This window comes from Bifidobacterium longum subsp. longum JCM 1217, from assembly GCF_000196555.1.
Lineage (GTDB): Bacteria > Actinomycetota > Actinomycetes > Actinomycetales > Bifidobacteriaceae > Bifidobacterium > Bifidobacterium longum.
Window position 1 is genome coordinate 882,543 of record NC_015067.1, and the last position, 22,453, is coordinate 904,995.

Here is a 22,453-nt window from a genome sequence, read left to right on the forward strand (position 1 = left end):
CTGACAGCCACCTCGCAGGCGCAAAGTCAACTACCCTATTTGCGCATACAGATCGTAAGATGCATACTTCGGTAGATCGTAGACGGTGATCGAGAATGGTGCGGATCGGCCATTGCCCGGCCAATCCACGAATGTGATATCTCCATAGATGATTGCGTTCTGTGCGTTGCGCAGTACTAGGGAAATCTTGATTTGCTGCCCATCGGATGGCTTGAATCCGTCTGTTGTGGCGCGGACCTCGCCATTGAACGTCGTGCCGCCGTCCCTGTTGTCTATTTTGGATGTTCCGCTGATGGGGAAGGTAGCGGTTCCTTGAGCCTCGGTGACGTTGTACGTATCAGGGCTAAGCACAACGAAATCTACGGTGGCCGGGGCCGTGCCCTCGCCCGCTTGGCCGGCGTTATATACAGTCTGATTCGGGAATGCCATAATCAGTGTTTGCGTCTGCGAGAACACGATGGAACCGCCTTTGGCCCGCCCCGTAATGGTAATCTGCGGATACTGCACCTGCTGGGTCGTACTGGTGTTGCGCAGGGCGAAAGCGTAGTGGACATACCCTTGCTGGTTCGCCGACCAGCCGGATTCCACTATTTTCAGAGGATTATCGGTGACGGTGTCTTGGCCGTTTCCATCAGCGCCGTCAGTGCCGCCTACTCCGCCCGTGCCATTGGCATTGTCGGTTCCTGCCCCGTTCGAGGAGTGCCCGCCATCGGCCTTATCGGTTGATTGGCTGCTGGATTGTGTCGAGGAATCGGGTGATGTTGCCGACCCGATAATGCCAAGTTGGCCTGCCAACACAATGCCTCCCGCAATAGCGGCGACCACCAGCGCCGCTCCGACGATGGACCACAGCACGATGGCGCGTTTGCTCAAGTGCAGACGCCGAAATAGTCGAGACGCCGACGTGACGTCGTTCGTTGTGCTCGGTGATGGCGGATTTGCCGATGATGCGTTCGGCATGGGCGGATTGGACTGGGAGAACAGCGCCTGGCGAAACTCCTGGACGCTCTGTGGCCGTTTGCTGGGCTCGAATGCGCACGCATAGCCGATGACGGCGCGCAGTCGTGCCGGTACTGCGGCATCATCGGCAAGTCGCTGCTCGTAGTCGCTGGCATCGGGATATACGCCGGTCAGCATGAATCCGAGCAGTCGACCAAGCGAGAACACGTCGGAACGCGCGTCGGTTTTGGCGAAGCCATATTGCTCGGGCGAGGCGAAACCATAAGTGCCAAGCGCCGTGGTGTCCCGCGAGCGATTGCTTGACGCTGACCATATGCGCGCAATGCCGAAATCGATGAGATGCGCGCCGTCCCGAGCCAGGATGATATTGGCCGGCGTGATGTCGCGGTGGATAACGCCGTGCTGGTGAAGCTCCTGCACGGCTTCGCAAATTTGGTCGATAAGCTGCACGGCCACATTCGGCGCAAGCCGCCCGTTTTCCTCCACAATTTGCGCAAGCGTGCTGCCCGGCACGTAATCGTAGACGATGACGAACCGGTCGGGCAGCTCGTACGTCGCTTCCACGCGCGGCAGACGATTACTCTGGCAGGCGCTGAGCACCGCCCACACATTGCGTTGCGCTAGGGGAGAGGGAATCTTCTTGCGTACGAACGGGCCGTTGCCGTCAATGCTCACCAGTTCGGTGACGCCGGAAGGTCCGCGAGCAAGCGTGCGCTCAACATGGTACGCATCGTCGATGCTCATCGCATGCATCGCTTGCTTATCGTCCATGTCTCTCCTTGATGCCCTCTTACTTGCGTCTCACTGGTGAGTGTTGTTGGGCCGAATGTCGTCAATCGGCCGGCAGCAACGTCGCCTCTCCCATACGATACAACTCGTCGTCCGTGGCAATGCGGTCGAATCCATTGCGTATGCACCAGATGATAATCGCGTCACGTCGCTGTTTGCACCACAGTTCGGAAACGCCTGCAAGACGAAGCAGCCGTTGGGTTTCGCGTAATGTGCACTTGAGACCAAAAGCCAGCATGATGGCGTGATCTCGGCCGGGGCGGCTTTTGCCGGAGAAAATGTCATAAACCACTGTGGCGTTGAGGCCGGATGCCCGCACCACGTCGGCTCGTTTCAGGCCATGGGCTTCCATACGGTCGAACAGATAGTCGGTCAGCGTGCGTGCGCTGACGAGTCCCTCATCGAGATACTGCTCAATGCTGGCGCTGGCGAGCAGCCGATCCAGCAGTTCCTCGGTCAAATGTTCTTCGGGGATGTCTGCCATTGCCTATGCTCCTTGTCGCTGTGTTGCGGGTGCTGTGCTGCGCCATCGTACGCGGTTGCTCGATTCCCAGCGTACAGGACGCCGACTTTTCGGAAACACGCCGAAAAATTCAGTTGTCAGCTGATGTATGGCCCGCGCGTGTCGCCGACAATGGTCGATGCCATCCGTGTAGGTGCGGTGGCGGAAAGGATGTTCATGCGCGGTATCAAGCATCGACAATAAAGCTAACATGCATACAAAATGCTAATTTGCGTACATAATAACAACGCCATACACTGGTTTCGATGTATCGCAGAGCAAAGCGAGCAATAAGAAGGGACGCAATGATGAGCGAACGATACCGGCTTGCCATGGCAGTCGGATTGACCGTAACGGTTGCCGGGCTTGCCTCTTCTGTGCTGGTAATGCTGCTGCTTAAGGAAAGAAGGGCATCATGACAACGCCATTTGATCAACAACCTCAGCCGGTTCCACCGTCCGAAGGCACGAATGACGCACCGGAAGATCGCGCGAATGCGCCTACCGTGCCGAATACTGTACCGGCTGGCCAACCGAACGTAGCGTCTGATGGTGCTACCACCACTCCGATGGCTCCGGCTACGGCATCGCAGCGGCCCGCCGGCGCGCCATTTGATCGTGTATATGCGGTCAGTCCGCAACAGCTGTTCCAAGTTATTCACGACCAGCTGACTACTGGCGCCACGTTTACCTTGGATAACGAAAACACCCAGACCGGAGCGTTTTCCTTCCACTCCTATGATGGGGTGAACTGCACGCTAACCGTAGTCCCGCAGGGTGCGGCAGGGGCCGCCATTCGTCTGGAGGCGACTGGAAACGAAAGCGCCAAGCGCGTTGATGAGTTCCTCGCCGCTCTGGACAAGCGTATTGGTGTGGCTCCTGCACCCGCCACACATGGTGCCGGTGCTGCCACTGGTTTTGCTGGTGCCGCTGCGCCTGCCGTGCTTGCTCCGAATGCACAAGGGGTGAAGAAGACTTCCAAGCTGGCTGTGTTCGCCATTATTTGGGGAGTGTTGTTCGTACTCGCCCAATTTGTGGATGTTTCTGGCCGATCCTGGGGCGGACTGCTGTTCGCCACGGTGATTCCGGCACTGCTCTCAGGCTTCGCCGTATACGTGACCCGCCCGAGTGGCAAGGTGCAAGGCCGAGTGCTGGCCTGGGTGGCAGTCGGTATCACCGTTGTGGGTCTGGTAATCGGTGGCGTGTTCGTAATTCGTGACGATGCGAAGGCCAAGGCTGATCGGGCGGAATTGGAAGCATCGCTCGCCACCAAGTGCGAAGCATATTCATGGCCGGAGTCGGATATCGCGGCGCTGCTGCCGCAGCCGAAATCCACAAAGGGTGAAATTAAAAGCGAGTCTTCGGACTATTTCTCCATCGAGGTGTGCGGTACCGACGCCAAGCAGTATGCCGACTACGTCAAGTCCGTGCAAGACAACGGTTTCACCGTGGACTATAGCAAGTCCGCTGACAGTTTCAATGCCAAGAACGCCGATGGATACAGTGTGAGCGTTTCTCGTAACACTGACGACGAGACCATCATGTCCATCACTATCCAGGTTCCGGAAAAGAAGGAAGATACGTCTACGGACGGCGACGCCGCGAAACAGGATGATAAGAGCACTGGTACGGGCACTGATTCCAGCGATGCCAACAAGCAGAGCGACCAGTCTTCGGATCAGAAGGCGCAGCAGAACACCAATGACAGTGCTGACTTCAAGGCCACGATGGACAGCTACGAGGCCTTTATCGATGAGTATGTTGCCTTCATGAACAAATATCAGAAATCCGACAACGTGGTCAGCATGGCTACCGACTATGCCAGCATGATGAAGCGTTACTCTGAGTTCTCCCAGAAGGTAGACGCCATTGACGAAAACTCCCTCAGCAGTGAGGATTCGGCCTACTACACCGAGGTCATGACTCGATGCACGCAGAAGCTCGCATCGGTGGGCCAGTGATCAGACTGGCGTATCGAGGTAACGGTTTTCCAAGAAAGGAACGATGACGATACATGGGTATACGCGGCAGACAGTACACGCCAATGGATGAGCCGGTCTTCAACAAGGCCATCCCCGGAACGGAGGCTCTGGCCGGGGCGCTGAAGGACACTTTTGGCGCATTCCGTAGTGGGCTTGGGATTACCGAACCCGTGGTTTCGGTGAATTGCGAAGGTTGTGGCGCTCCGCTTTCCGGTCATCGCAAAGAAGTCGTTCGATGCGAATACTGCGATCGCGAAACGCAGCTATAACCAACATGCCAGCATAACGGCCGGTCTTGCGATTGCATAGTCGCAAGATCGGCCATATGCATGAGATATCGAGGAAAAAACAGATGGCAGTTATTAAGGCGTTCGCCGGCGCGCTCGGCGGTACATTCGCGGACCTGTGGCGTGATATCATCACCGCTGGTCCGTTCACGGAACACACCGTCGTTGTGCCGGGCATTCCCCGCGGAAGCAACAACGATCGCGGTTCGAATGAATACGGTTCCGAGGGAATAATCACCAATGGTTCGCGTATCTATGTGCCAGAGAATACTGCGGCGTTCATTTTCTCTGAAACAGGTATCGAAAACGTCATCACCGAGTCGGGCGGTTATGAATATCGCAACGGGGAGCAGAGCGTGCTCGCCGGAGACGGCATCGGATCGTTCTTCAATCAGGTTGCCGATCGATTCACCTTCGGAGGTCAGCCTGGCCGCACCAAATATGTGGCCTTCGTCAACCTGCGTGAGATTCGTGGCATCAAATTCGGCACTTCTGCGCCGCTGGTGTATAACGACCGGTTCTATGGCGTCGATTTGGAAATTCGCGCACGCGGATCCATGTCGCTAAAGGTCGCTGATCCAGTTCGATTCGTTCGTAACTTTGTGCCTGCCACTACCGTGTCGTATTCATTCGATGATGAAGGGCCACGTAGGCAGATTCTGTCTGAATTCGTACAGTCGTTTATTGTGGCCATCAATTTGCTGTCCAATGAATATCGTATTTCGCAATTGCCCGGCAAGGCGAATGACATCGCAGCATGCGTGCGTGGCGATCGGGCCAATGCAGGTACGTGGAATGATCGTTTTGGCTTTGAAGTGTCCAGTGTGGGCATCGAAAGTATCGAGTTCACCGAGCAATCACGTCAACTCGTGCAGCAGTTCGCCTCGAATAAGATGAATGTTGCCGCATACGAGGGCGTTTCCCAGCAAGCTGGCAATATGGCTGCCCAGCAGCGCATTGCGCAAGGTATTCAAGACAACGGCTTTGGCGATGGCGGCATGTTGCTTGGTATGAATATGGCGCAAGCCATCAATCCTATGACTGCCGCCCCGGTTCAAGCGCCGGCACCTGCGCCGGCACCGGAAGCCGCTGCTCCCGCCTCTCACACGGCATCCATGTCTGTGGAAGAACAAGTCGAGGCGATGAAGAAATTGAAGGAATTGGTTGATATCGGCATTCTCTCCCAAGAAGAATTTGATGCAAAAAAGCACGAAATTCTCGGCCTATAAACGGTGCATTCATGCAACTCGAAACAGCTGATAATGAGGGAAACGCTGGTGCGACACGGACAAAATGGTGCTCAGGGCTTCGAACTGGGTTGTTCAATCCGTTTCGATATTTCGGCGACTCAGCGCTTGTTCGGGCCGCCGTCCGGGAACATCAAGTAGGTGATGATGCCGGCGGCGGTTCCACTGGCCAATGCGCCGGTGATGACGGCGAGAGCCTGCATCGCCGTGCTGAGCGTGGGCTTGCCCGTTGCGGCAGTCTTTGAAGCCTTCAATGTGGCGGCACTGGGCTTGCGTTTCTCGGTGGCGGCGTTGTCGGCAACGTTGCCACCGTCCGTATTGACTGGGGCATTGTCGGCAACGGCCTCGCCGTCCTGCTCTTGAGCGCGCCGTTCGCGAATGCGTTGCTCAATGGGATCGTCGACCAAAGTCTTGATGATGCGTGCCAGATCGCGGTCTTCACGACGTGCGATTTCGGCGCTGAACACCGTACGTAAAGCGAGATACTGCAGTTTGGTCATCGGGCTTTTGCCGGTCTCCAAGTTAGACACCGTCTGTCGCGCGACTCCCAGCTCGTCGGCCAGTTGCTGAGTCGTCCATCCGGCTACCTTGCGAATCGGACCCAGGTTCTCCTGAAACTTATCAATCCACCATTGTTCGATTTCAGACGCCGCCATTACGCACCTCCTTCCACGCTGTCACCAGTGTACGTTACCTGTACCGAAATCAATCCAAAAAACAGTGTTCATGTGAAATTCACTGCGTATTTGCGCTTTCGCCGGCTTACCGAGATTAGCCTTAAACAAGGAATAACAGAGTAGAAGCAGAAGGTATGCGCGTATTCGATTTCGACGGAACCATCTATGATGGCGAAAGCCTGTTCGACTTGTACCTGTATTCCGCCCGGCACGACCCGAAAGTGTTCCGCTACATCGCCCCCGTGCTGCGGTACGCAGTCAAATACAAGCTTGGCCGGGCCACGCTTGAACAAATGGAATACGGCGTGGGTAAGATGACCGAAGGCTATCTCACGGAACTGAGCCGATCCAAACGGGTGGCGAGCGTCGAACAGCTCGTGGACGACTTCTGGGATAGGAACTATTCACGCATCAAGCCCTGGTACCAGCCTGAGTCGGACGACGTGATCCTCACCGCATCCTTCAGTCTGACGGTGGGGGAGGCCTGCCGCAGACTCGGCGTGAGGAATCTCGTGGCCAGCGAGGTGGATGTGGAGACGATGAAGGTCACGTACCTCAACTTCAGCACCAACAAGGCCAAACGGTTCCGCGAACTGTACGGTCCGGACGTCGTCATCGACGAGTTCTACACCGACTCCAAATTCGATCAGCCGATGATCGACATGGCCCGGCACGCGTTCATGGTCAAGGGGAACACCATCACGCAAGTCAAGTAGGAAACAACAGAAAACAACACAACGTAACCAATAACGAAAGGGGAACATATATGAGCATGCCGCTCGATCTATACGTAATCCGGCATGGCGAATCCGAAGCGAACGTCATCGTCCAGGCGGGCGAGCAGGGCGACAATTCCCTGTACACGCAGGACAACGTCACCGTACCCGACCGCTCCTGGAGACTCACCGCCACCGGACGCAAGCAGGCCGACTGCATCGGCCGCTGGCTGGTCAGCCAGCAGCAGCTGTTCGACCGCTACATGGTCTCGCCATACGTGCGCACCCGCGAAACCGCAGCCACCATGGCCCTGCCCAAGGCCAAATGGGAGGAGAACCGTGTGCTGCGCGAACGTTCTTGGGGCGAGATCAACACCATCACCAAGGACGAATTCAAAAACAACTACGCGCGCAACTGGAACTTCAAGAACACCGATCCGCTGTACTGGCGTCCGCCGGCAGGCGAGTCGATTGCCGATGTGGCCGAGGACCGTGTGCACAACATCCTGACCTCGCTGAGCCGCAAATCCGATTCGGAATCCGTGGTCATGGTCACCCACGGCGACTTCATGCTCGCCCTGATGCTCACCATCGAGGATTTGGCCGACGAGGAATTCCTGCATCGCGCCGATTCGGACGACTGGAAGATCACCAACTGCACCTGCCTGCACTATACACGCCGCGACCCGGAAACCGGCCGCACCTCCAAGCGTGTGCGCTGGGAGCAGACCGCCCGGCCCGTGCTCGACGAGACGACCGGCCGCTGGGAGGTCAAGGTGGAGCCGTGGCGCGAATTCAAGCGCCCGTATCTCTCCAATGGCGATTTGGTGGATGTGGTGCAGGCCGTCGACCCACACCTGCTGGAGTATTACGGCAAATAGCCTTTCCCGGAAGAGAGACTTCACAAAATCTTCGTGAGCTAGAATGGTGCGTGGTGCGGCTGGTTGTGAATGCCGTGCCCCAAGCGAGAGCGAGGAGAGTAGTAATGTCCAATATCTTCCAATGGCAATTGCATGGCGACGGCAAGACGCTGGCGCCCGGCGAGGTAGTCGAGCCCGATGAACGTCTGACTTGGGTGCGCACCGCCGGTATCGGCGCACAGCACGTCATCGCCATGTTCGGTGCCACCTTCCTGGTGCCGATTCTGACGGGCTTCGACCCGTCCACCACCCTGTTCTTCACGGCTATGTCCACCGCACTGTTCCTGCTTATCAACAGGAACGTGCTGCCGAGCTATTTGGGCTCGTCCTTCGGCTTCATTGCACCGATCACCGCGGTCTCCACCGCCAACAAGGGCATTGCGGTCGCCAGCTTCGGCATCATGGTCACCGGTATTCTGCTGGCCCTGGTTGGCGTGCTCGTGCATTACGCCGGCTCCAAATGGATCGACATCATCATGCCGCCCGTGGTCAACGGCGCGATTGTGGCCATCATCGGCTTCAATCTGGCACCTTCCGTGTGGACCAACTTCCAAGCCGCGCCCGACACCGCACTGGTTACCCTGTTGGCCGTGCTGCTCGTGGCCGTGCTGTTCAAGGGCTTGCTGGGCCGCCTCAATATTTTGGTCGGCGTGATCATCGGCTATGTATATGCCTGCATCCGTGGCCAGGTCGACTTCTCCGCCATCGGCGACGCCGCATGGATCGGCTTCCCGAAGTTCCACCTGCCGCAGGCCGATTTCTCCATCCTTCCCATGTTCATCCCCGTTGTGCTCGTGCTTGTGGCTGAGAACGTCGGCCATGTCAAGTCCGTGGCCCAAATGACCGGCCGCGACTACGACAACCAGATCGGCACCGCCCTCATGGCCGATGGCCTGGGCACCACGCTCGCCGGCTTCGGCGGCGGCTCCGGCACCACCACCTACGGCGAGAACATCGGCGTGATGGCCGCCACCAAGGTGTACTCCACCGCCGCCTACTGGTGCGCCGCCGCCTTCGCCCTGATCCTGAGCCTGTGCCCGAAGTTCGGTGCCGTGATCAACACGATCCCCGCCGGCGTGCTCGGTGGCGTGACCACGCTGCTGTATGGCATGATCGGCATGATCGGTATCCGCATCTGGGTGGAGAACAAGGTCAACTTCGACAAGCCGCTGAACATCATGGTGGCAGCCATCACCATGATCATTGCCATCGGCCAATTCGCGTTCACTGTTGGTGGCATTTCCTTCAACGGCATTGCCATTGGCACGATCGTGATTCTTGTGGCCTACCACGGCCTGAAGGCCATTGGCAAGGCAACCGGCACTATTGCCAAAGACGATCCGGATATTTTGTAGTGTGTTTTAGGGCTACTGGGCTGTATTTTGGCTCAGCCCTTTTGCACAATGGCCCCTACCTTCACGGGTAGGGGCCATTTGCGTGTTCCATGGAGCGGTGCTCGCCTTACGTGGTGGTAAAACCCATGGGGCGGCAAACATCCCATGGGGTGGTAAAACCCTCATGGGGCGGTAGGTGAAAATGGCTTTATTCTGCGGTTTCACAATTTCTTCAAACCGCCCCATGGGCAAGTTACCGCCCCGTGGGGTCATAAGTAAAGAGTGGGATGACAGTGTGGCGAGCACCAAGCAAAGTAGGGGGCTTACGCTAAGCTCGGAAAGCTTGCGTAATTTGCGTAACCTTTGACATGAAAGGCCACTGTGCCCCGTAATAATTTCGATGATCGTGACGATTCCGCTGATTTCCAGATGAACGACAGCGCGGAATCCCGCCCCCTTACCTTTGGCGAACTTGGCGTACCCGGACCGCTGGTGCGCGTGCTTGCGGCAGATGACAAGAAGACCGCATTCCCCATTCAGGCCGACACCCTGCCCGATTCACTGGCCGGCCGCGACATTCTCGGCCGAGGGCGCACCGGCTCCGGCAAAACCCTCGCATTCTCCATTCCGCTGGTCACCCGCCTCGGTTCCTACGATTCGTTCGGCGAAATCGCGATGGAGGAGTTCCGCAAGGAAATCAAGCGCCGCAAGAAGGCCAGCCTGGAAGAGCGCCGCGCCGACGACTTCCTACCGCACCCGCGCGGCCTGGTGCTGGCCCCCACCCGCGAGCTCGCGAACCAGATCAACGACGTGCTGATGCCGCTGGCCCACACGTTCGGCATGAACACCACCACGGTGTACGGCGGCGTCAAGTACATCCACCAGATCCGCGATCTGAAGGCCGGCGCCGATATCGTGGTCGCCTGCCCGGGCCGCCTTGAGGACCTGCTGCGCCAGCAGGCGCTCACGCTCTCGTCCGTCGAAGTCGTGGTCATCGATGAGGCCGACGAAATGGCCGATATGGGCTTCCTGCCACCGGTCAAGCGACTGCTTGAGCAGATTTCGCCCGACGCCCAGCACATGCTGTTCTCCGCCACGCTCGATCACGGCGTGGATGAAGTGGTGAACACCTTCCTGCACGATCCCAAGGTGCACGAGGTCGATTCGGCCACCGCCGAACCCGACCTGATGACCCACCACGTGTTCGAAACCACGCGCGGCGACAAGCACGAACTCGTGCGCATGCTCGCCTCGGGCGAAGGCCGCCGCATCCTGTTCACCCGCACCAAGTTCCAGGCCAAGAAGCTCGCCAAGAACCTGACGCAGAACGGCATTCCGGCCGCCGAGCTGCACGGCAACCTGAACCAGAACCAGCGCGATCGCAACCTCGCTGCGTTCGATTCCGGCGATGTGCGTGTCATGGTGGCCACCGACGTGGCCGCCCGTGGCATAGACGTCGGCGGCGTGGAGCTCGTGGTGCAGGTCGAGCCGCCGGCCGACCCGAAGTCCTTTGTGCACCGCTCCGGTCGTACCGCCCGCGCCGGCAAGGCGGGCGACGTGGTCACCCTCGTGCTGCCCGAGCAGCGCCGCGAGACGCGCCGCTTGCTGAACCAGGCCGGCATCAAGACCAAGATGATCGAAGTGACCCACGATTCGCCCGAAGTGCTTGAGCTTGTGGGCGACCGCGCCGAGCGCGTGGATGGTTGGAGCCTCGACAAGTCGCAGCCCGTGGGCAACCCGCGCAAGGGCAAGAACAGGGGCGCCAAGAACGCGGCGGGCGACGAGTCCGGCCGCGGCGGCAAGCGCAAGCACAATCGCAATCGCAACCGTGACGAGCAGAACGTTGCCGAGACCGAGTTCCAGCACGAGAACGCAGGCGGCGAGTTTGTTGCCGAAGGCGAGCCGCAGCGCAAGCACGGCGACAAGGCCAGCAAGAAGGCCGTGAAGAAGAACCGCAACCGTGCGGAACGCCGCGCAGGCATGAGCAACCCCGAGGCCGAGCGCCGCGACTATCTGTTCGAGCATGGCGATGACCGCCGCGAGGAGCGCCGCAAGGGCGACCGTCGCGACGGATACGGCAAGAACCGGTACGACGAGCGTCAGGACAATGGCCGCGACCAGCACGGCAAGAACCGTCGCAATGATCGGTACGGCAAGGGCGACAAGTTCGATAAGCGCGACAGGGCCGGATACGGTCGCAACGATGATTTCGGCAGCCGCAGGCACAATGCGGGCCGTGATTTCGAACGGTCCGATTCCCGCGATTTCGAGCGTCCGCGCAAGCCTCGCCGCAATGAACGCAGCCACGAGGATTACGGCTTCTCCTATGACGAGCGCTCCCATGACGGCCGCAGACAGTCCATGCGCAACACCCGTCAGGGCGAAGGCGGCAAGCGCATCCATCGCAAGAACGAGAACCGCATCGTACGCGACGAGCGTTCAGAAGGTGCCAAGCGTCACGAACGCCGCATGATCGCCAAATACGGCAACACGGAAGGCCCGAACCGCCGTCATTCCAAGAAGAATCGCCACAATGCGCCATTCCGTATGAAGTCTGGACGCCGTTAGTCCGACAGCGCGTATGAATCAGGCCCGACGACCTTTGATGGTCGTCGGGCCTGATTGTGTTATAGGCCGGTGTTTGCGATGCGGATGCCTGTTCGCCTGCCTAGCGGCCATGACGATTGCACTTATCGCCGCAGTCGTTGTGATCGTGGCCATGCCGAAACGGCGGTAATGGCCTGTACGCACCCTAGAATAACGGATATGACGCAATCGCAGCCCCGATCCAAACGCACGCCCACCCTTGAAATCCACGGGAGAATCCTTGACGCGGCAAGGCGGATCGTGGAACGGGACGGTGTGGATGGTCTGACCATCCGTGCGCTGTCCGCACAGGCCGATGTGTCGCCCACCAGCATCTACCAGCACATCGGCGGCAAGCAGGCGGTGTGCGATGCGCTCATCGACACATACTTCACCGATCTGCGCGAACAGCTCATCGCCATTGACGAATCCGACCCCGTGCTGCGCCTGCGCAGGGCGGGCATAATCTACCGTGAACACGCGCTGGACGCCCCCGGCATTTACGCGCTGGTCTGGATGGGGCAGGCGTCGGACTCGGCCCAGCACTGCCTGGACGCCATCACGCAGATCATTCGATACGGCCAGGCAGCATCTGTATTCCGCGGCGATGACCCCCATCTAATCGCATCCTCCATCTGGGTGTCCATACACGGGTTCATCCAATTCGAACTGCGTTCCGCACAACCCCGCACACGCGGCCGCGAGCGGGTCGACCGGTCGTACGGTTACCTGCTCGACCTGCTGATCCGAGGCATTCAGAGGTGAATGAGTTAGCTCCCTCTGATGAGGGAGCTCAGTATTGATACGCTGTACTGCCATCGGCGTTGCGGATGGTGAAAGTGGGGGATTGCTCGATGTTGAGGTCCACGGTCAGGGAATGCTGGGCGTCGGCGCTCGTCGAACGATAGACGAAGTGCTTGTTTTCCAGCTTCACGGCCTCGGTACGCGCATCCAGCAGCCATGGGTTGCGACGGCGCAGCGCGATCAGCGCCTGATGCAGCCGGTATGTCGGCTCTCCCAGCGTGGACAGTTCGGCAGGGGAGTCGGGGAACTTCGGACGTACGTCGTCATCGCCGCCGAAACGCTCCTGCTTGACGCCCACATAGCCCTGTTCGTCGCCGTAATAGATGCTTGGTACGCCGCCGACCGTCATGAGCACCGCCAATGCCAACGCCGCCTTGGCCGGGCCAATCTGCGATGCGATACGCGTCACGTCATGGTTGCCGATGAACGTCTGCGGCACGAAGGAATCCAGGAACGCGTTGTGCCGCTTCAAGTTCCAATCCAGCTCGAAGAAGTTCTCCGTCTCCAGCGCATGCTGGATCGACTTCCATAGCTCGTATTGCGTGATCGAATCCATCGTGGATTCCTCGATGATGCGCGGGTAATCGCCATGGATCACCTCGCCGAAAATCCACGAATACGGGTGTGCGGCTTTGACTTGCGGCAACACGCGCGCCCAGAACGGGCTCGGCACGGCATACGCGGCGTCGAGGCGCCAGCCGGCGGCTCCGCGATCCAGCCAATGGCTCATCACATGGGCCACATAGTCAACGGTCTCGTCAGCCGAATGGTCCAGCGCCACCAGATCCCCGTGCCCCTCGAACACATCCAAAGCGGGTTCGCCATTATCACCGACATGCGCGCGGACCAGACCATGCCACGGGTTGTCGGCCGGATTCAAGCGTCCGGCGGTCTCGTCAAGCGCCGTCTGAACGGCCGGATGATTGCGGCTCACATGATTGAACACGCCATCCAGCATCACCTGCAATCCCATGTCCCGGCAGGCCGCGACAAGCTGATCGAACGCGGCATCCCCGCCCAATCGCACATCGATATGCATATGGTCGAGCGTGTCGTATCCATGCGTCGCCGACTCGAACACCGGACCCAGCAGCAGGCCGGACGCGCCTAGATCGCGCACGTACTCCAGCCAGGGAATTATCGCGTCAAGGCCGCGGCCATGGAACTGGCGCGGGCCGGCGGGCCTGATATCGGCACCGCAGAAGCCCAGCGGATACACGTGCCAGAACACCCCGTACTTCACCCAATCGGGCATTGTGCGGCTCGAATCCATGCTTACAACCACTGTGCACCTCCTGATTGACACCGTGTCCATTTTCGCACATCGCGGTGCGAATCCCGGGTAATCGGCATGAAACGCAGTCCGTGAACATGTGGCCAAGCTCACATATTGGGACATTTTCCTGAGGCGCTACATGCCGTGGCTACGCTTCCAACCAGTGCCATAAGCAGACGAGAGATACCCCAAAAGGGTCGCAATGAAGAGAACCTTTCCCGCAAAGGTTATTGAAGAGGAACAGAGGGTTATTATGACCACCGCCGCAGCCCAGGCCCCGGCACCTGGCAAGTTGGAATTCAAGGACGATTACACGCCGGACGAAGCCGAACGTGTGATTCGCAATTCGAAGGGACTGCCCGTAGGCGTGCGTCCCAAAATGGTATGGACATGGAAGAAGGCCCTGCTGTGGGCCGCCATCGCCATCGTATGTGCCTGCGGATGGGCGATTCTGGCCGTCTCGCGCGGTGAGCAGATCTCCGCCATCTGGTTCCTGGTCGTGGCGCTGAGCTCCTACGCCATCGCCTACCGCTTCTATGCCTATTACATCCAGATCAAGATCATGCGCACCGACGACGCGAACGCCACCCCGGCCGAGCGCGTGCATGACGGCGCGAACTTCGAACGCACCGACCGCCGCGTGCTCTTCGGCCAGCACTTTGCCGGCATCTCCGGCGCCGGACCGCTCGTCGGCCCGATCCTGGCCGCGCAGATGGGCTACCTGCCCTCCACTCTGTGGATCATCCTCGGCGTGATTTTCGCCGGCGCCGTGCAGGACATGCTGGTGCTGTGGATCTCCGCCAAGCGCCGCGGTCGCTCTCTGGGCCAGATGGCCACTGATGAAATGGGTAAGTTCGGCGGTATGATCCTATCCATCTTCCTCGTGGTGATGACGGCCATCGCCATGGCATTCCTGGCGCTCGTGGCCATCAAGGCCATGGCCGCCTCGCCGTGGGCCGTGTTCTCCATCGGTATGACCATCCCGATCGCCCTGATCATGGGCTGCTACCAGCGTTTCCTGCGCCCCGGCCGTGTCATTGAGACCACGCTGCTCGGTTTCGTGCTGCTCGTGCTCGACATCGTCGCCGGCGGATGGATCGCCTCTATCCCGGCCGTGGCCGCCGTGTTCACACTGGACGCCAAGCAGCTCGTCATCGCCCTGGTGATCTACTCGTTCGCCGCCGCCGCGCTGCCGCACTGGCTGCTCGTCACCCCGCGCGACTACCTGTCCACGCTGATGAAGATCGGCACGCTCGTGCTGCTCGTCATCGGCATCATCATCGCCAACCCGTCCGTCAAGGTGCCGGGTCTGACCGAACTGGCCTCCACCTCCACCGGCCCGACCTTCTCCGGCAACCTATTCCCGTTCCTGTTCATCACCATCGCCTGCGGCGCCCTCTCTGGCTTCCACGGCGCGGTGAGCTCCGGCCTGACCCCGAAGGCCGTGGAGAAGGAGAACCAGATTCGCATGATCGGCTACGGTTCGATGCTCGTCGAATCGTTCACCGCCGTCATCGCGCTGATCGCCGCGATCACCATCTCGCAGGGCGTGTACTTCTCCACCAACATGTCCGCCGCACAGATCACCGCCGCATCCGGCGTGAGCATCTCCGCCACCTCCACGCCGGGCGAACAGGCCGATGCCGCCGTCAAGGCCGTGGAGTCGATGAAGGTCTCCGACATCGAAGGCAACCAGATGCAGGTCACCTGGGATTCCGTGGACGAGAACGGCGCGGCCAAGACCTACGAAGGCGCCGCGGCGCTTGAGCAGGCCGCCGCCGACATCGGCGAGACCTCCATCGTCTCCCGCACCGGTGGCGCCACCACGTTCGCCATGGGCATGGCCAACTTCCTCAAGTCCTACCTGGGCGGCCACGACTCGATGGCCTTCTGGTACCACTTCGCCATCATGTTCGAAGCCCTGTTCATCCTGACCACCGTGGACAACGGCACCCGCGTGGCCCGCTACCAGATCGGCGAAATGCTCGGCAACGTGCGCAAGCTCAAGAAGTTCGCCGACCCGACCTGGAAGCCCGGCAACATCATCACCACGCTGATCGCCACCGCGCTGTGGGGCGGACTGCTGTGGATGGGCGTGTCCGACGCGAACGGCGGCATCAACGCGATGGTGCCTATCTTCGGCATCTCCAACCAGCTGCTCGCCGCCGCCTGCTTCGTGCTGATCACCGTGTGTGTGGCCAAGATGGGCTACTGGAAGCACCTGTGGATACCGGTGGTACCGCTCGTGTGGGACATCGCCGTGACCTTCACCGCCGACTTCCAGAAGATCTTCGGGCCGCTGAGCTACTTCACCACCGCCTCCAAGTATCAGGCGCAGATCGACTCCGGCGAGCTGACCGGCGAGGCGCTGACCAACGCCAAGGCCGCGCTGTCCAACGCGTATCTGGACGGCGTGCTCTCCGTGTTCTTCCTGGTCATGATGGGCGTCTTCGTGGTAGTCGGCATCGTGGTCGTGGCGCGCACGTTCGCCGCTGGCAAGTACGGTGCCGAAACGACGTCCGAGGAGCCGTTCGTGGAATCCCAGTGGTTCGCGCCCTCCAGCCTGGTCGCCACCGCGCTTGAGAAGAAGGTGCAGCGCGAATACAGCGCCAAGCTGCATGAGCTTGTGCGGAACGGGCAGGTTGCAGCGTAGTGCGTCATTGGCTCCCCTTTTTTCAAGGGGAGCCAATAATCAGCGAAAGGAGACAAAATGCTCGGCAAACTCGTTGCCGTATGGCACGGCATCGTCTGGTATCTGCGTGAGATCAGCGGCGAGGCCCGCTACGACCATTATCTTGAGCATTTCGCGGCCGAGCATCCCGGCGAAACACCGATGAGCGAGGTCGAATTCATTCGCGCCCGCGAGGAATACGACCGTCTCCACCCCAATACCAGTTGTTGCTGCTGACAGGCCGCAATAGCATAACAACACCATAAAACCCGCGCGCCATGGGAACTACGTAGCCATTCTTCCGTTACAATCAGTGTGACGGCTTCCGCCCCCGAAGAAGAAGGTGTTAATTCCCCTTGGACGTCTCACTGGCGCATTTCCTCCAACAAGTGCTTTCCAACCCGGCTCTGACCGTCACAACGTTGCTGACGCTGGGAGTCATCTTCGTCAACGGCTGGACCGACGCACCCAACGCCATCGCCACCTGCGTGACCACACGATGCATGCGCGTACGCTCCGCCGTCATCATGGCGGCCATCTTCAACTTCCTCGGCGTCTTCATCATGACGCAGCTCAACGCCTCCGTGGCCTCCACCATCAGCAACATGGTCGATTTCGGCGGCGACACGAACGCGGCGCTCATCGCCCTATGCGCGGCGCTGTTCTCCATCGTCGTATACAGCGTGGGCGCCTCGCTGCTCGGCATACCCACCTCCGAAAGCCACAGCCTGATCGCCGGCCTGTCCGGAGCGGCCATCGCCATCCAAGGCGGCATCGGCGGCATCAACATGGGAGAATGGGTCAAGGTGCTCTACGGTCTGGTCGCAAGCCTCCTGTTCGGCTTCGCCGTCGGCTGGTTGGTATGCAAGGCCGTGACCCTGATTTGCGCTGGCATGGACCGCCGCCGCACCAACGGGTTCTTCACCTACGCGCAGATCGTGGGCGCGGCGGCCATGAGCTTCATGCACGGCGCGCAGGACGGCCAGAAGTTCATCGGCGTGCTGTTCCTCGGCATGGCGTTCTGCAATGGCCAACCCAGCGTGACCGGTGTGATGATTCCGATCTGGCTCATGATTCTGTGCAGCACCATCATGGGCGTGGGCACGTCCGTCGGCGGTGAACGCATCATCAAATCCGTGGGCCAGGACATGGTGAAACTCGAGAAATACCAAGGCTTCTCGGCCGATCTGTCAAGCGCGCTGTGCCTGCTCGTCATGACCGTGCTCGGCATCCCCGTCTCCACCACGCACACCAAGACCAGCGCCATCATGGGCGTGGGCGCGGTACGCCGCCTCTCCGCCATCAACTTCGGCGTGGTGCGCGACATGATGCTCACCTGGGTGTTCACCTTCCCTGGTTGCGGTCTCATCAGCTTCGTAATGGCCAAACTGTTCATGGTCGTGTTCTAGAAAGGAATCCACCCATCATGGCGAGACAAAAAGACACGTTCTACTTCGACGGATTCCGCCGCAGCGCGGACTACGCATGCCAGGCCGCGAAGCTGCTGTCCGAGGTCATGCACGACTTCAATCCGGGCCAGCTGCGCGAACGCATGGACAGCATGCACGCGATTGAGAAGTCAGCGGACGAGGTGCGCCACGACATGATGGACGAACTGGTGACCGCGTTCATCACGCCGTTCGACCGCGAGGACATCGACGAGCTCGGCCACGTGCTCGACGACGTGACCGACAGCATCGAAGGCGTGCTCAACCGCATGTACTACGACAACGTGACCGACATGCGCGACGACGCGGTCCAGATGTCGGATATGGTGGTGCGCGCCACGGAAAGCATCTGCGAGCTGGTCAACGAACTGCCGCGATTCCGGCATTCCAAGACGTTGCGCGAACTGGTGTTCGCCATCAACACGATCGAAACGGACGCCGACCACCTGTTCATCGAGTCGATGCGCACGCTGCACACCACCTGCACCGATCCGCTGCAGGTGTTCGCCTGGCATGACGTCTACCGTCACCTCGAACAGTGCTCCGACGACTGCGAGCGCGTGGCCAACACCATCGACAGTATCGTCATGAAAAACAGCTGAGGTTGGTTTTTCACAACCTCCCTCTGATGAGCCGAGCCGTGAAGAAAACGCCGGAGGCGTTTTTAGGCGAGGGTGAGTGACAACGAGCGAATAAGAGGTCAGCTGCAAGCTGTCCTGAATCGCGTTCGAGGTGGCATCGCGAAGCGATGTCGGAGGGAGAGGCCTACTTGACCAAAAGCCCCCTCACCTATGGGCGTTGAGCCAGAGGATGGCGAGTTGGGTGCGATTGGTCAGGCCGAGCTTGTCCAGTATCGCGCTGATGCGATTGCGGACCGTGCCTTCGCTCAGGAACAGTCTGGCGGCGATGTCGCGGTTATCGAGGCCCTCGGCGACCAGCGCGGTGATCTCACGTTCGCGCTCGCCAAGCAGGCCCTCGATGGAATCGGCGGTATCTCTGGAATCGTCGGAATCGGCAGGATCCGGAGTTCGTTCGGTGAGCTTGCCGAGCACTTCCGCGCCGAGCACCACCTGACCGGCCATCACCGCCTGCAGCGCGGGCCCGACCGCCGCCACATCCTGTTTGATGAGATAGCCCTTGGCGCCAAGTCCCATCGCCTGCGCGATATACGACTGGTCCGCAAACGTGGTCAGGAACAGTATGCGCGCGGCCGGGTCCGTGGCCAGAATCTCGCGCGCGGCATCCAAACCGCTGGTGCCGGGCATCTGAATATCGATCAGCAGCACGTCCGGTCGGCTCGCCGGTGTCTCGAAATAACGGCGCACGGCGGCGTCTCCGTCATTTGCCATCCATAGCACCTCGGCCGTGCCGGTGGCCGTCAGAATCGTCTCCAACGACTGGCAGACGATCGGATCATCATCCACGATTGCGATTCTCATCAATCCCTCGATTCCATGGTCCAACGCTTCTTCGGCACGGATACGAACACACGCCAGCCGTCCTCATACGGCCCGCAGACCGCGGTGCCGCCAAGGGCGCGCACGCGCGATTCGATATCCGCCAAACCCATGCCGCGCATCAGCTCATCGGCCGAACCACGCATATCGGCAACGCCGTCGGCGGCGAGTCGCGAGCCGACGTGCGTGGCGCGCATCGCACGCGGGCGGGCAGCGGCCGTCCGGGACCCATCGGACTCGGACACGGCCGGCCCCGGATCCTGAATGACCAACTGCCAGAACGCGGGGAAGTCACGCAACGTCACGCTCGCCTCGCGCGCCGCGCTGTGATGCACCACGTTCGACAATGCCTCGCGAATCACGGTCGCGAAACAGCGCGAGACCGGCGCAGGCGCCTTGGCGATATCGTTGGCCAGCGTCACGGCGAAACCGGGGGAGATGCCGTCGAACGACGTGACGGCATCATCGATCTGCGCGGCGAAATCAGTGCCATCATCCTCAAGATCATGCACCGAACGGCGCACTATCGTCATCGCATCATCCAACGTCGCACCCAACGTGGCGAACCCTTGCGCAGCGACCGTATCGTTCGTCGCCTTGGCCACCGTTTTGCCGGCCTGCGCCTGCATGATCGCGCGGGTCAGCAGATGGCCCACATTGTCGTGGATCTCCCGGGCGATACGCGTGCGCTCGCCGAGGGTCGCCATGCGAATCGACTGGGCGCGTTCCTCATCGATGTCGGCGATGCGCGAACGAGTGGCCCGCGAGGATTCGCGCGCCCTGTCCTGCGCGTGCAGCAACGCGCGCCGCGCCTCGTCCGAGGAGGCGCGGGCCCGGCCCAGAACGAATCCAAGCAGGGCGACCAGCGTCATCACCAGCGTCTGGAGACGGTCGGTGCCACGGGCGAACCAGAGCGCGATCAGCGGCAACACCCATATCCAGCGCGCGGCGGCCGAAAGCCACGGGGCCGAACGCATTGCATCGGCAAGGGAACGGCGAGAGGCCGCGGTCCGCGAGACACTGGGGGAGCGGCCACTTGCCGCAGTCCGTGCCCCAGCCCGGGCTCCGGTCGAGGCGAGGGCCGGCAGCCGTGCAGTATCGTAGGCGATGAGCGGCATGAACGCGCACCATGAAGGCACCGCCACGGCGATGACGAGATACGCCGTACACAAGACCCAAGACCATTGCGCGGGACGCAGCCATTCCACCAATCCGGCGACGGAAACGGCCAACAGCAGGCCGGCGATGAACACGCCATCGGACCGTAGCCTGACAAGCCAGGCCAAAGCCAGGCCCAACACGAGTAGCAAGCCCATCTCGGCCAACACGCGCATGGCACCTCCCCGGCTCGACGCTCTTCCACCACCAGTCTAGCGGTGTGCGGAACACGACGAACTTGACGGGCGTGCGGAATTACCCGCATGACGGTCCAAGACAACGGGCCTACACTTCCCGAATAGATGAGGCACAAGCGTCGGATGTCGTCGACACAACCGTAAAGGGATGATACCGATGATTACGCAAAGCCACAGGGCGTCCAACTATTCGATGGACGAGATCAGCCTGATGCCGGTCGATAAGGTGTACAAGGCCATGCAGACCGACGCCGAAGGACTGTAATGACAAATGTCACGCCTGTACGGCCAAGTCGTGACGTTTGCCTGTGGCGGCGTCCGGCCCCTTCTTGGGATGATGGAATCGCCAAGGAAGGGAGTGACTATGACAACCGACAACAGAGCTTCCGAACACGACTCGACAACCAACCCGGCTCTGGCCGTGCACGTCAGCCAACTGGTCAAACGCTACGGCGACATGGTGGCGCTCGACTATTTTGACCTTGACGTGAACCAGGGCGAGATTTTCGGGCTGCTTGGACCGAACGGGTCCGGCAAAACCACCGCGATCAACTGCATCCTCGCGCTGCTCACCTACGATTCGGGCACGATTCGCGTGTTCGGCCAGCCGATGACGCCGACCTCCTACGCGCTGAAACGTCGTATCGGCATCGTGCCGCAGAACGTGGCCGTGTTCAACGAACTGACCGTCACCGAAAACATCGACTACTTCTGCTCGCTGTACGTGCCGAAGAAAACCGACCGCGCGCCGCTGGTCGAGGAGTCCATCGAATTCGTCGGACTCCAGGACTTCCGCAAGTTCCGGCCCGGCAAACTGTCCGGCGGTCTGCTGCGACGCCTGAACATCGCCTGCGGCATCGCGCACAAGCCTAACCTGATCTTCTTCGACGAACCCACGGTCGCCGTCGACCCGCAAAGCCGCAATTCGATTCTGGAAGGCATCCAGCGGCTCAACCAGGCCGGCGCCACGGTGATCTACACCAGCCACTACATGGAGGAGGTCGAACAGATCTGCGACCGCATCCTCATCATGGACCACGGCCGGCACCTGGCGCTCGGAACCGCCGACGAGCTCAAGAACATGATCGACACGGGCGAGCGCATCACCATCGAAACGCTCGATCTGGCGGATTCGGCGATGGCCGAGGTCCGTGCGCTGCCGTGCGTGATCGAAGCCACCTACGACGGCAAGGAACTCGACGTGCGATGCCGTCGCGGCGAACACAACCTGACCGACGTGCTCGACGCGGTGAAACGCTCCGGCGCCAACATCGGCCACCTGACCAGTCGCCCGCCCACCCTCAACGACGTGTTCCTCGAACTCACCGGCAAAGCACTGAGGGACTGACCATGCTCCCCTCAGTCGGCAAGCAAATAACTTGGCTCCCCTCTCCGAGGGGAGCTGTCACCAAAGGTGACTGAGGGGAGTTCCTGAGTAAGGAG

19 protein-coding genes are annotated in these 22,453 nt (G+C 60.2%); 13 read left to right on the forward strand and 6 right to left on the reverse strand.

From position 1 onward, the window contains the following. Positions 1-30: 30 nt before the first annotated feature. Together BLLJ_RS03610 and BLLJ_RS03615 are read right to left on the reverse strand one after the other, a co-directional pair. Complete coding sequence (locus tag BLLJ_RS03610; protein ID WP_013582519.1) at positions 31-1,731, reverse strand: serine/threonine protein kinase; 1,701 nt, start codon at positions 1,729-1,731, stop codon at positions 31-33. 61 nt (positions 1,732-1,792) lie between these two features. Beyond that, positions 1,793-2,233, reverse strand: coding sequence for a helix-turn-helix domain-containing protein (locus tag BLLJ_RS03615; RefSeq protein ID WP_013582520.1), 441 nt, complete (start codon positions 2,231-2,233; stop codon positions 1,793-1,795). Positions 2,234-2,666: 433 nt separating this feature from the next. On the opposite strand from BLLJ_RS03615, the gene BLLJ_RS03620 reads away from it, so the two are divergent. The 3 genes from BLLJ_RS03620 to BLLJ_RS03630 all read left to right on the forward strand — a co-directional run bounded on the left by BLLJ_RS03620 (position 2,667) and on the right by BLLJ_RS03630 (position 5,748). After that, positions 2,667-4,211 (forward strand): DUF6591 domain-containing protein, encoded by a 1,545-nt coding sequence (locus BLLJ_RS03620; RefSeq protein ID WP_007055486.1) that lies wholly within the window; start codon positions 2,667-2,669, stop codon positions 4,209-4,211. An 83-nt stretch (positions 4,212-4,294) separates the two neighbouring features. Continuing rightward, complete coding sequence (locus BLLJ_RS03625) at positions 4,295-4,501, forward strand: hypothetical protein (RefSeq protein ID WP_022527556.1); 207 nt, start codon at positions 4,295-4,297, stop codon at positions 4,499-4,501. An 83-nt stretch (positions 4,502-4,584) separates the two neighbouring features. Beyond that, positions 4,585-5,748 carry an SPFH domain-containing protein gene (locus tag BLLJ_RS03630; RefSeq protein WP_013582521.1) on the forward strand — a complete coding sequence of 388 codons (1,164 nt, stop codon included), beginning with the start codon at positions 4,585-4,587 and terminating at the stop codon, positions 5,746-5,748. A gap of 119 nt (positions 5,749-5,867) precedes the next feature. On the opposite strand, the gene BLLJ_RS03635 is transcribed toward BLLJ_RS03630, so the two are convergent. Beyond that, positions 5,868-6,422 carry a helix-turn-helix transcriptional regulator gene (locus BLLJ_RS03635; RefSeq protein WP_007052097.1) on the reverse strand — a complete coding sequence of 185 codons (555 nt, stop codon included), beginning with the start codon at positions 6,420-6,422 and terminating at the stop codon, positions 5,868-5,870. A gap of 155 nt (positions 6,423-6,577) precedes the next feature. On the opposite strand from BLLJ_RS03635, the gene BLLJ_RS03640 reads away from it, so the two are divergent. From BLLJ_RS03640 to BLLJ_RS03660, 5 genes are all read left to right on the forward strand, one after another. Further along, the gene (locus BLLJ_RS03640) at positions 6,578-7,159 is read left to right on the forward strand and encodes a haloacid dehalogenase-like hydrolase (RefSeq protein WP_013582522.1); all 582 of its coding nucleotides are present in this window, start codon (positions 6,578-6,580) and stop codon (positions 7,157-7,159) included. 50 nt (positions 7,160-7,209) lie between these two features. Then, positions 7,210-8,040: a histidine phosphatase family protein gene (locus BLLJ_RS03645; RefSeq protein WP_007053407.1), complete on the forward strand. Its 831-nt coding sequence runs from the start codon at positions 7,210-7,212 to the stop codon at positions 8,038-8,040. Positions 8,041-8,144: 104 nt separating this feature from the next. After that, positions 8,145-9,434, forward strand: a complete 1,290-nt coding sequence (locus BLLJ_RS03650) for a uracil-xanthine permease family protein (protein WP_007052100.1) — start codon at positions 8,145-8,147, stop codon at positions 9,432-9,434. Between the two features lie 360 nt (positions 9,435-9,794). Continuing rightward, entirely contained in the window at positions 9,795-11,981 is a 2,187-nt protein-coding gene (locus tag BLLJ_RS03655; protein ID WP_013582523.1) for a DEAD/DEAH box helicase, read from the forward strand. 198 nt (positions 11,982-12,179) lie between these two features. After that, complete coding sequence (locus tag BLLJ_RS03660; RefSeq protein ID WP_007053405.1) at positions 12,180-12,764, forward strand: TetR/AcrR family transcriptional regulator; 585 nt, start codon at positions 12,180-12,182, stop codon at positions 12,762-12,764. A 28-nt stretch (positions 12,765-12,792) separates the two neighbouring features. On the opposite strand, the gene BLLJ_RS03665 is transcribed toward BLLJ_RS03660, so the two are convergent. Then, positions 12,793-14,058 (reverse strand): alpha-amylase family protein, encoded by a 1,266-nt coding sequence (locus BLLJ_RS03665; protein ID WP_007057983.1) that lies wholly within the window; start codon positions 14,056-14,058, stop codon positions 12,793-12,795. A 274-nt stretch (positions 14,059-14,332) separates the two neighbouring features. Here BLLJ_RS03665 and BLLJ_RS03670 point away from each other — a divergent pair, with 274 nt between their 5' ends. From BLLJ_RS03670 to BLLJ_RS03685, 4 genes are all read left to right on the forward strand, one after another. Further along, positions 14,333-16,732 (forward strand): carbon starvation CstA family protein, encoded by a 2,400-nt coding sequence (locus BLLJ_RS03670; RefSeq protein ID WP_007055496.1) that lies wholly within the window; start codon positions 14,333-14,335, stop codon positions 16,730-16,732. A 57-nt stretch (positions 16,733-16,789) separates the two neighbouring features. Next, the gene (locus tag BLLJ_RS03675; protein WP_007052106.1) at positions 16,790-16,987 is read left to right on the forward strand and encodes a YbdD/YjiX family protein; all 198 of its coding nucleotides are present in this window, start codon (positions 16,790-16,792) and stop codon (positions 16,985-16,987) included. A gap of 119 nt (positions 16,988-17,106) precedes the next feature. Further along, positions 17,107-18,159 carry an inorganic phosphate transporter gene (locus tag BLLJ_RS03680; RefSeq protein ID WP_007052107.1) on the forward strand — a complete coding sequence of 351 codons (1,053 nt, stop codon included), beginning with the start codon at positions 17,107-17,109 and terminating at the stop codon, positions 18,157-18,159. A 17-nt stretch (positions 18,160-18,176) separates the two neighbouring features. After that, entirely contained in the window at positions 18,177-18,800 is a 624-nt protein-coding gene (locus tag BLLJ_RS03685; protein WP_007052108.1) for a DUF47 domain-containing protein, read from the forward strand. 183 nt (positions 18,801-18,983) lie between these two features. Here BLLJ_RS03685 and BLLJ_RS03690 read toward each other — a convergent pair whose 3' ends face one another. Together BLLJ_RS03690 and BLLJ_RS03695 are read right to left on the reverse strand one after the other, a co-directional pair. Further along, entirely contained in the window at positions 18,984-19,637 is a 654-nt protein-coding gene (locus BLLJ_RS03690) for a response regulator transcription factor (protein ID WP_007052109.1), read from the reverse strand. Further along, positions 19,637-20,989, reverse strand: a complete 1,353-nt coding sequence (locus BLLJ_RS03695; protein ID WP_013582524.1) for a sensor histidine kinase — start codon at positions 20,987-20,989, stop codon at positions 19,637-19,639. Before BLLJ_RS03695 ends, BLLJ_RS03690 begins: the two co-directional genes overlap by 1 nt. A gap of 385 nt (positions 20,990-21,374) precedes the next feature. Here BLLJ_RS03695 and BLLJ_RS03700 point away from each other — a divergent pair, with 385 nt between their 5' ends. Further along, complete coding sequence (locus tag BLLJ_RS03700) at positions 21,375-22,358, forward strand: ABC transporter ATP-binding protein (protein ID WP_007057287.1); 984 nt, start codon at positions 21,375-21,377, stop codon at positions 22,356-22,358. Positions 22,359-22,453: the final 95 nt, after the last annotated feature.

Excerpts from the sequence above, each read along its gene's own strand:
- BLLJ_RS03670 (WP_007055496.1), top strand. The coding sequence starts at position 14,333 with ATGACCACCGCCGCAGCCCAGGCCCCGGCACCTGGCAAGTTGGAATTC.
- BLLJ_RS03675 (WP_007052106.1), top strand. The coding sequence starts at position 16,790 with ATGCTCGGCAAACTCGTTGCCGTATGGCACGGCATCGTCTGGTATCTG.
- BLLJ_RS03665 (WP_007057983.1), bottom strand. The coding sequence starts at position 14,058 with ATGCCCGATTGGGTGAAGTACGGGGTGTTCTGGCACGTGTATCCGCTG.
- BLLJ_RS03650 (WP_007052100.1), top strand. The coding sequence starts at position 8,145 with ATGTCCAATATCTTCCAATGGCAATTGCATGGCGACGGCAAGACGCTG.
- BLLJ_RS03695 (WP_013582524.1), bottom strand. The coding sequence starts at position 20,989 with ATGCGCGTGTTGGCCGAGATGGGCTTGCTACTCGTGTTGGGCCTGGCT.
- BLLJ_RS03635 (WP_007052097.1), bottom strand. The coding sequence starts at position 6,422 with ATGGCGGCGTCTGAAATCGAACAATGGTGGATTGATAAGTTTCAGGAG.
- BLLJ_RS03610 (WP_013582519.1), bottom strand. The coding sequence starts at position 1,731 with ATGGACGATAAGCAAGCGATGCATGCGATGAGCATCGACGATGCGTAC.
- BLLJ_RS03645 (WP_007053407.1), top strand. The coding sequence starts at position 7,210 with ATGAGCATGCCGCTCGATCTATACGTAATCCGGCATGGCGAATCCGAA.
- BLLJ_RS03690 (WP_007052109.1), bottom strand. The coding sequence starts at position 19,637 with ATGAGAATCGCAATCGTGGATGATGATCCGATCGTCTGCCAGTCGTTG.
- BLLJ_RS03615 (WP_013582520.1), bottom strand. The coding sequence starts at position 2,233 with ATGGCAGACATCCCCGAAGAACATTTGACCGAGGAACTGCTGGATCGG.
- BLLJ_RS03620 (WP_007055486.1), top strand. The coding sequence starts at position 2,667 with ATGACAACGCCATTTGATCAACAACCTCAGCCGGTTCCACCGTCCGAA.
- BLLJ_RS03660 (WP_007053405.1), top strand. The coding sequence starts at position 12,180 with ATGACGCAATCGCAGCCCCGATCCAAACGCACGCCCACCCTTGAAATC.
- BLLJ_RS03685 (WP_007052108.1), top strand. The coding sequence starts at position 18,177 with ATGGCGAGACAAAAAGACACGTTCTACTTCGACGGATTCCGCCGCAGC.
- BLLJ_RS03700 (WP_007057287.1), top strand. The coding sequence starts at position 21,375 with ATGACAACCGACAACAGAGCTTCCGAACACGACTCGACAACCAACCCG.
- BLLJ_RS03630 (WP_013582521.1), top strand. The coding sequence starts at position 4,585 with ATGGCAGTTATTAAGGCGTTCGCCGGCGCGCTCGGCGGTACATTCGCG.
- BLLJ_RS03640 (WP_013582522.1), top strand. The coding sequence starts at position 6,578 with ATGCGCGTATTCGATTTCGACGGAACCATCTATGATGGCGAAAGCCTG.
- BLLJ_RS03625 (WP_022527556.1), top strand. The coding sequence starts at position 4,295 with ATGGATGAGCCGGTCTTCAACAAGGCCATCCCCGGAACGGAGGCTCTG.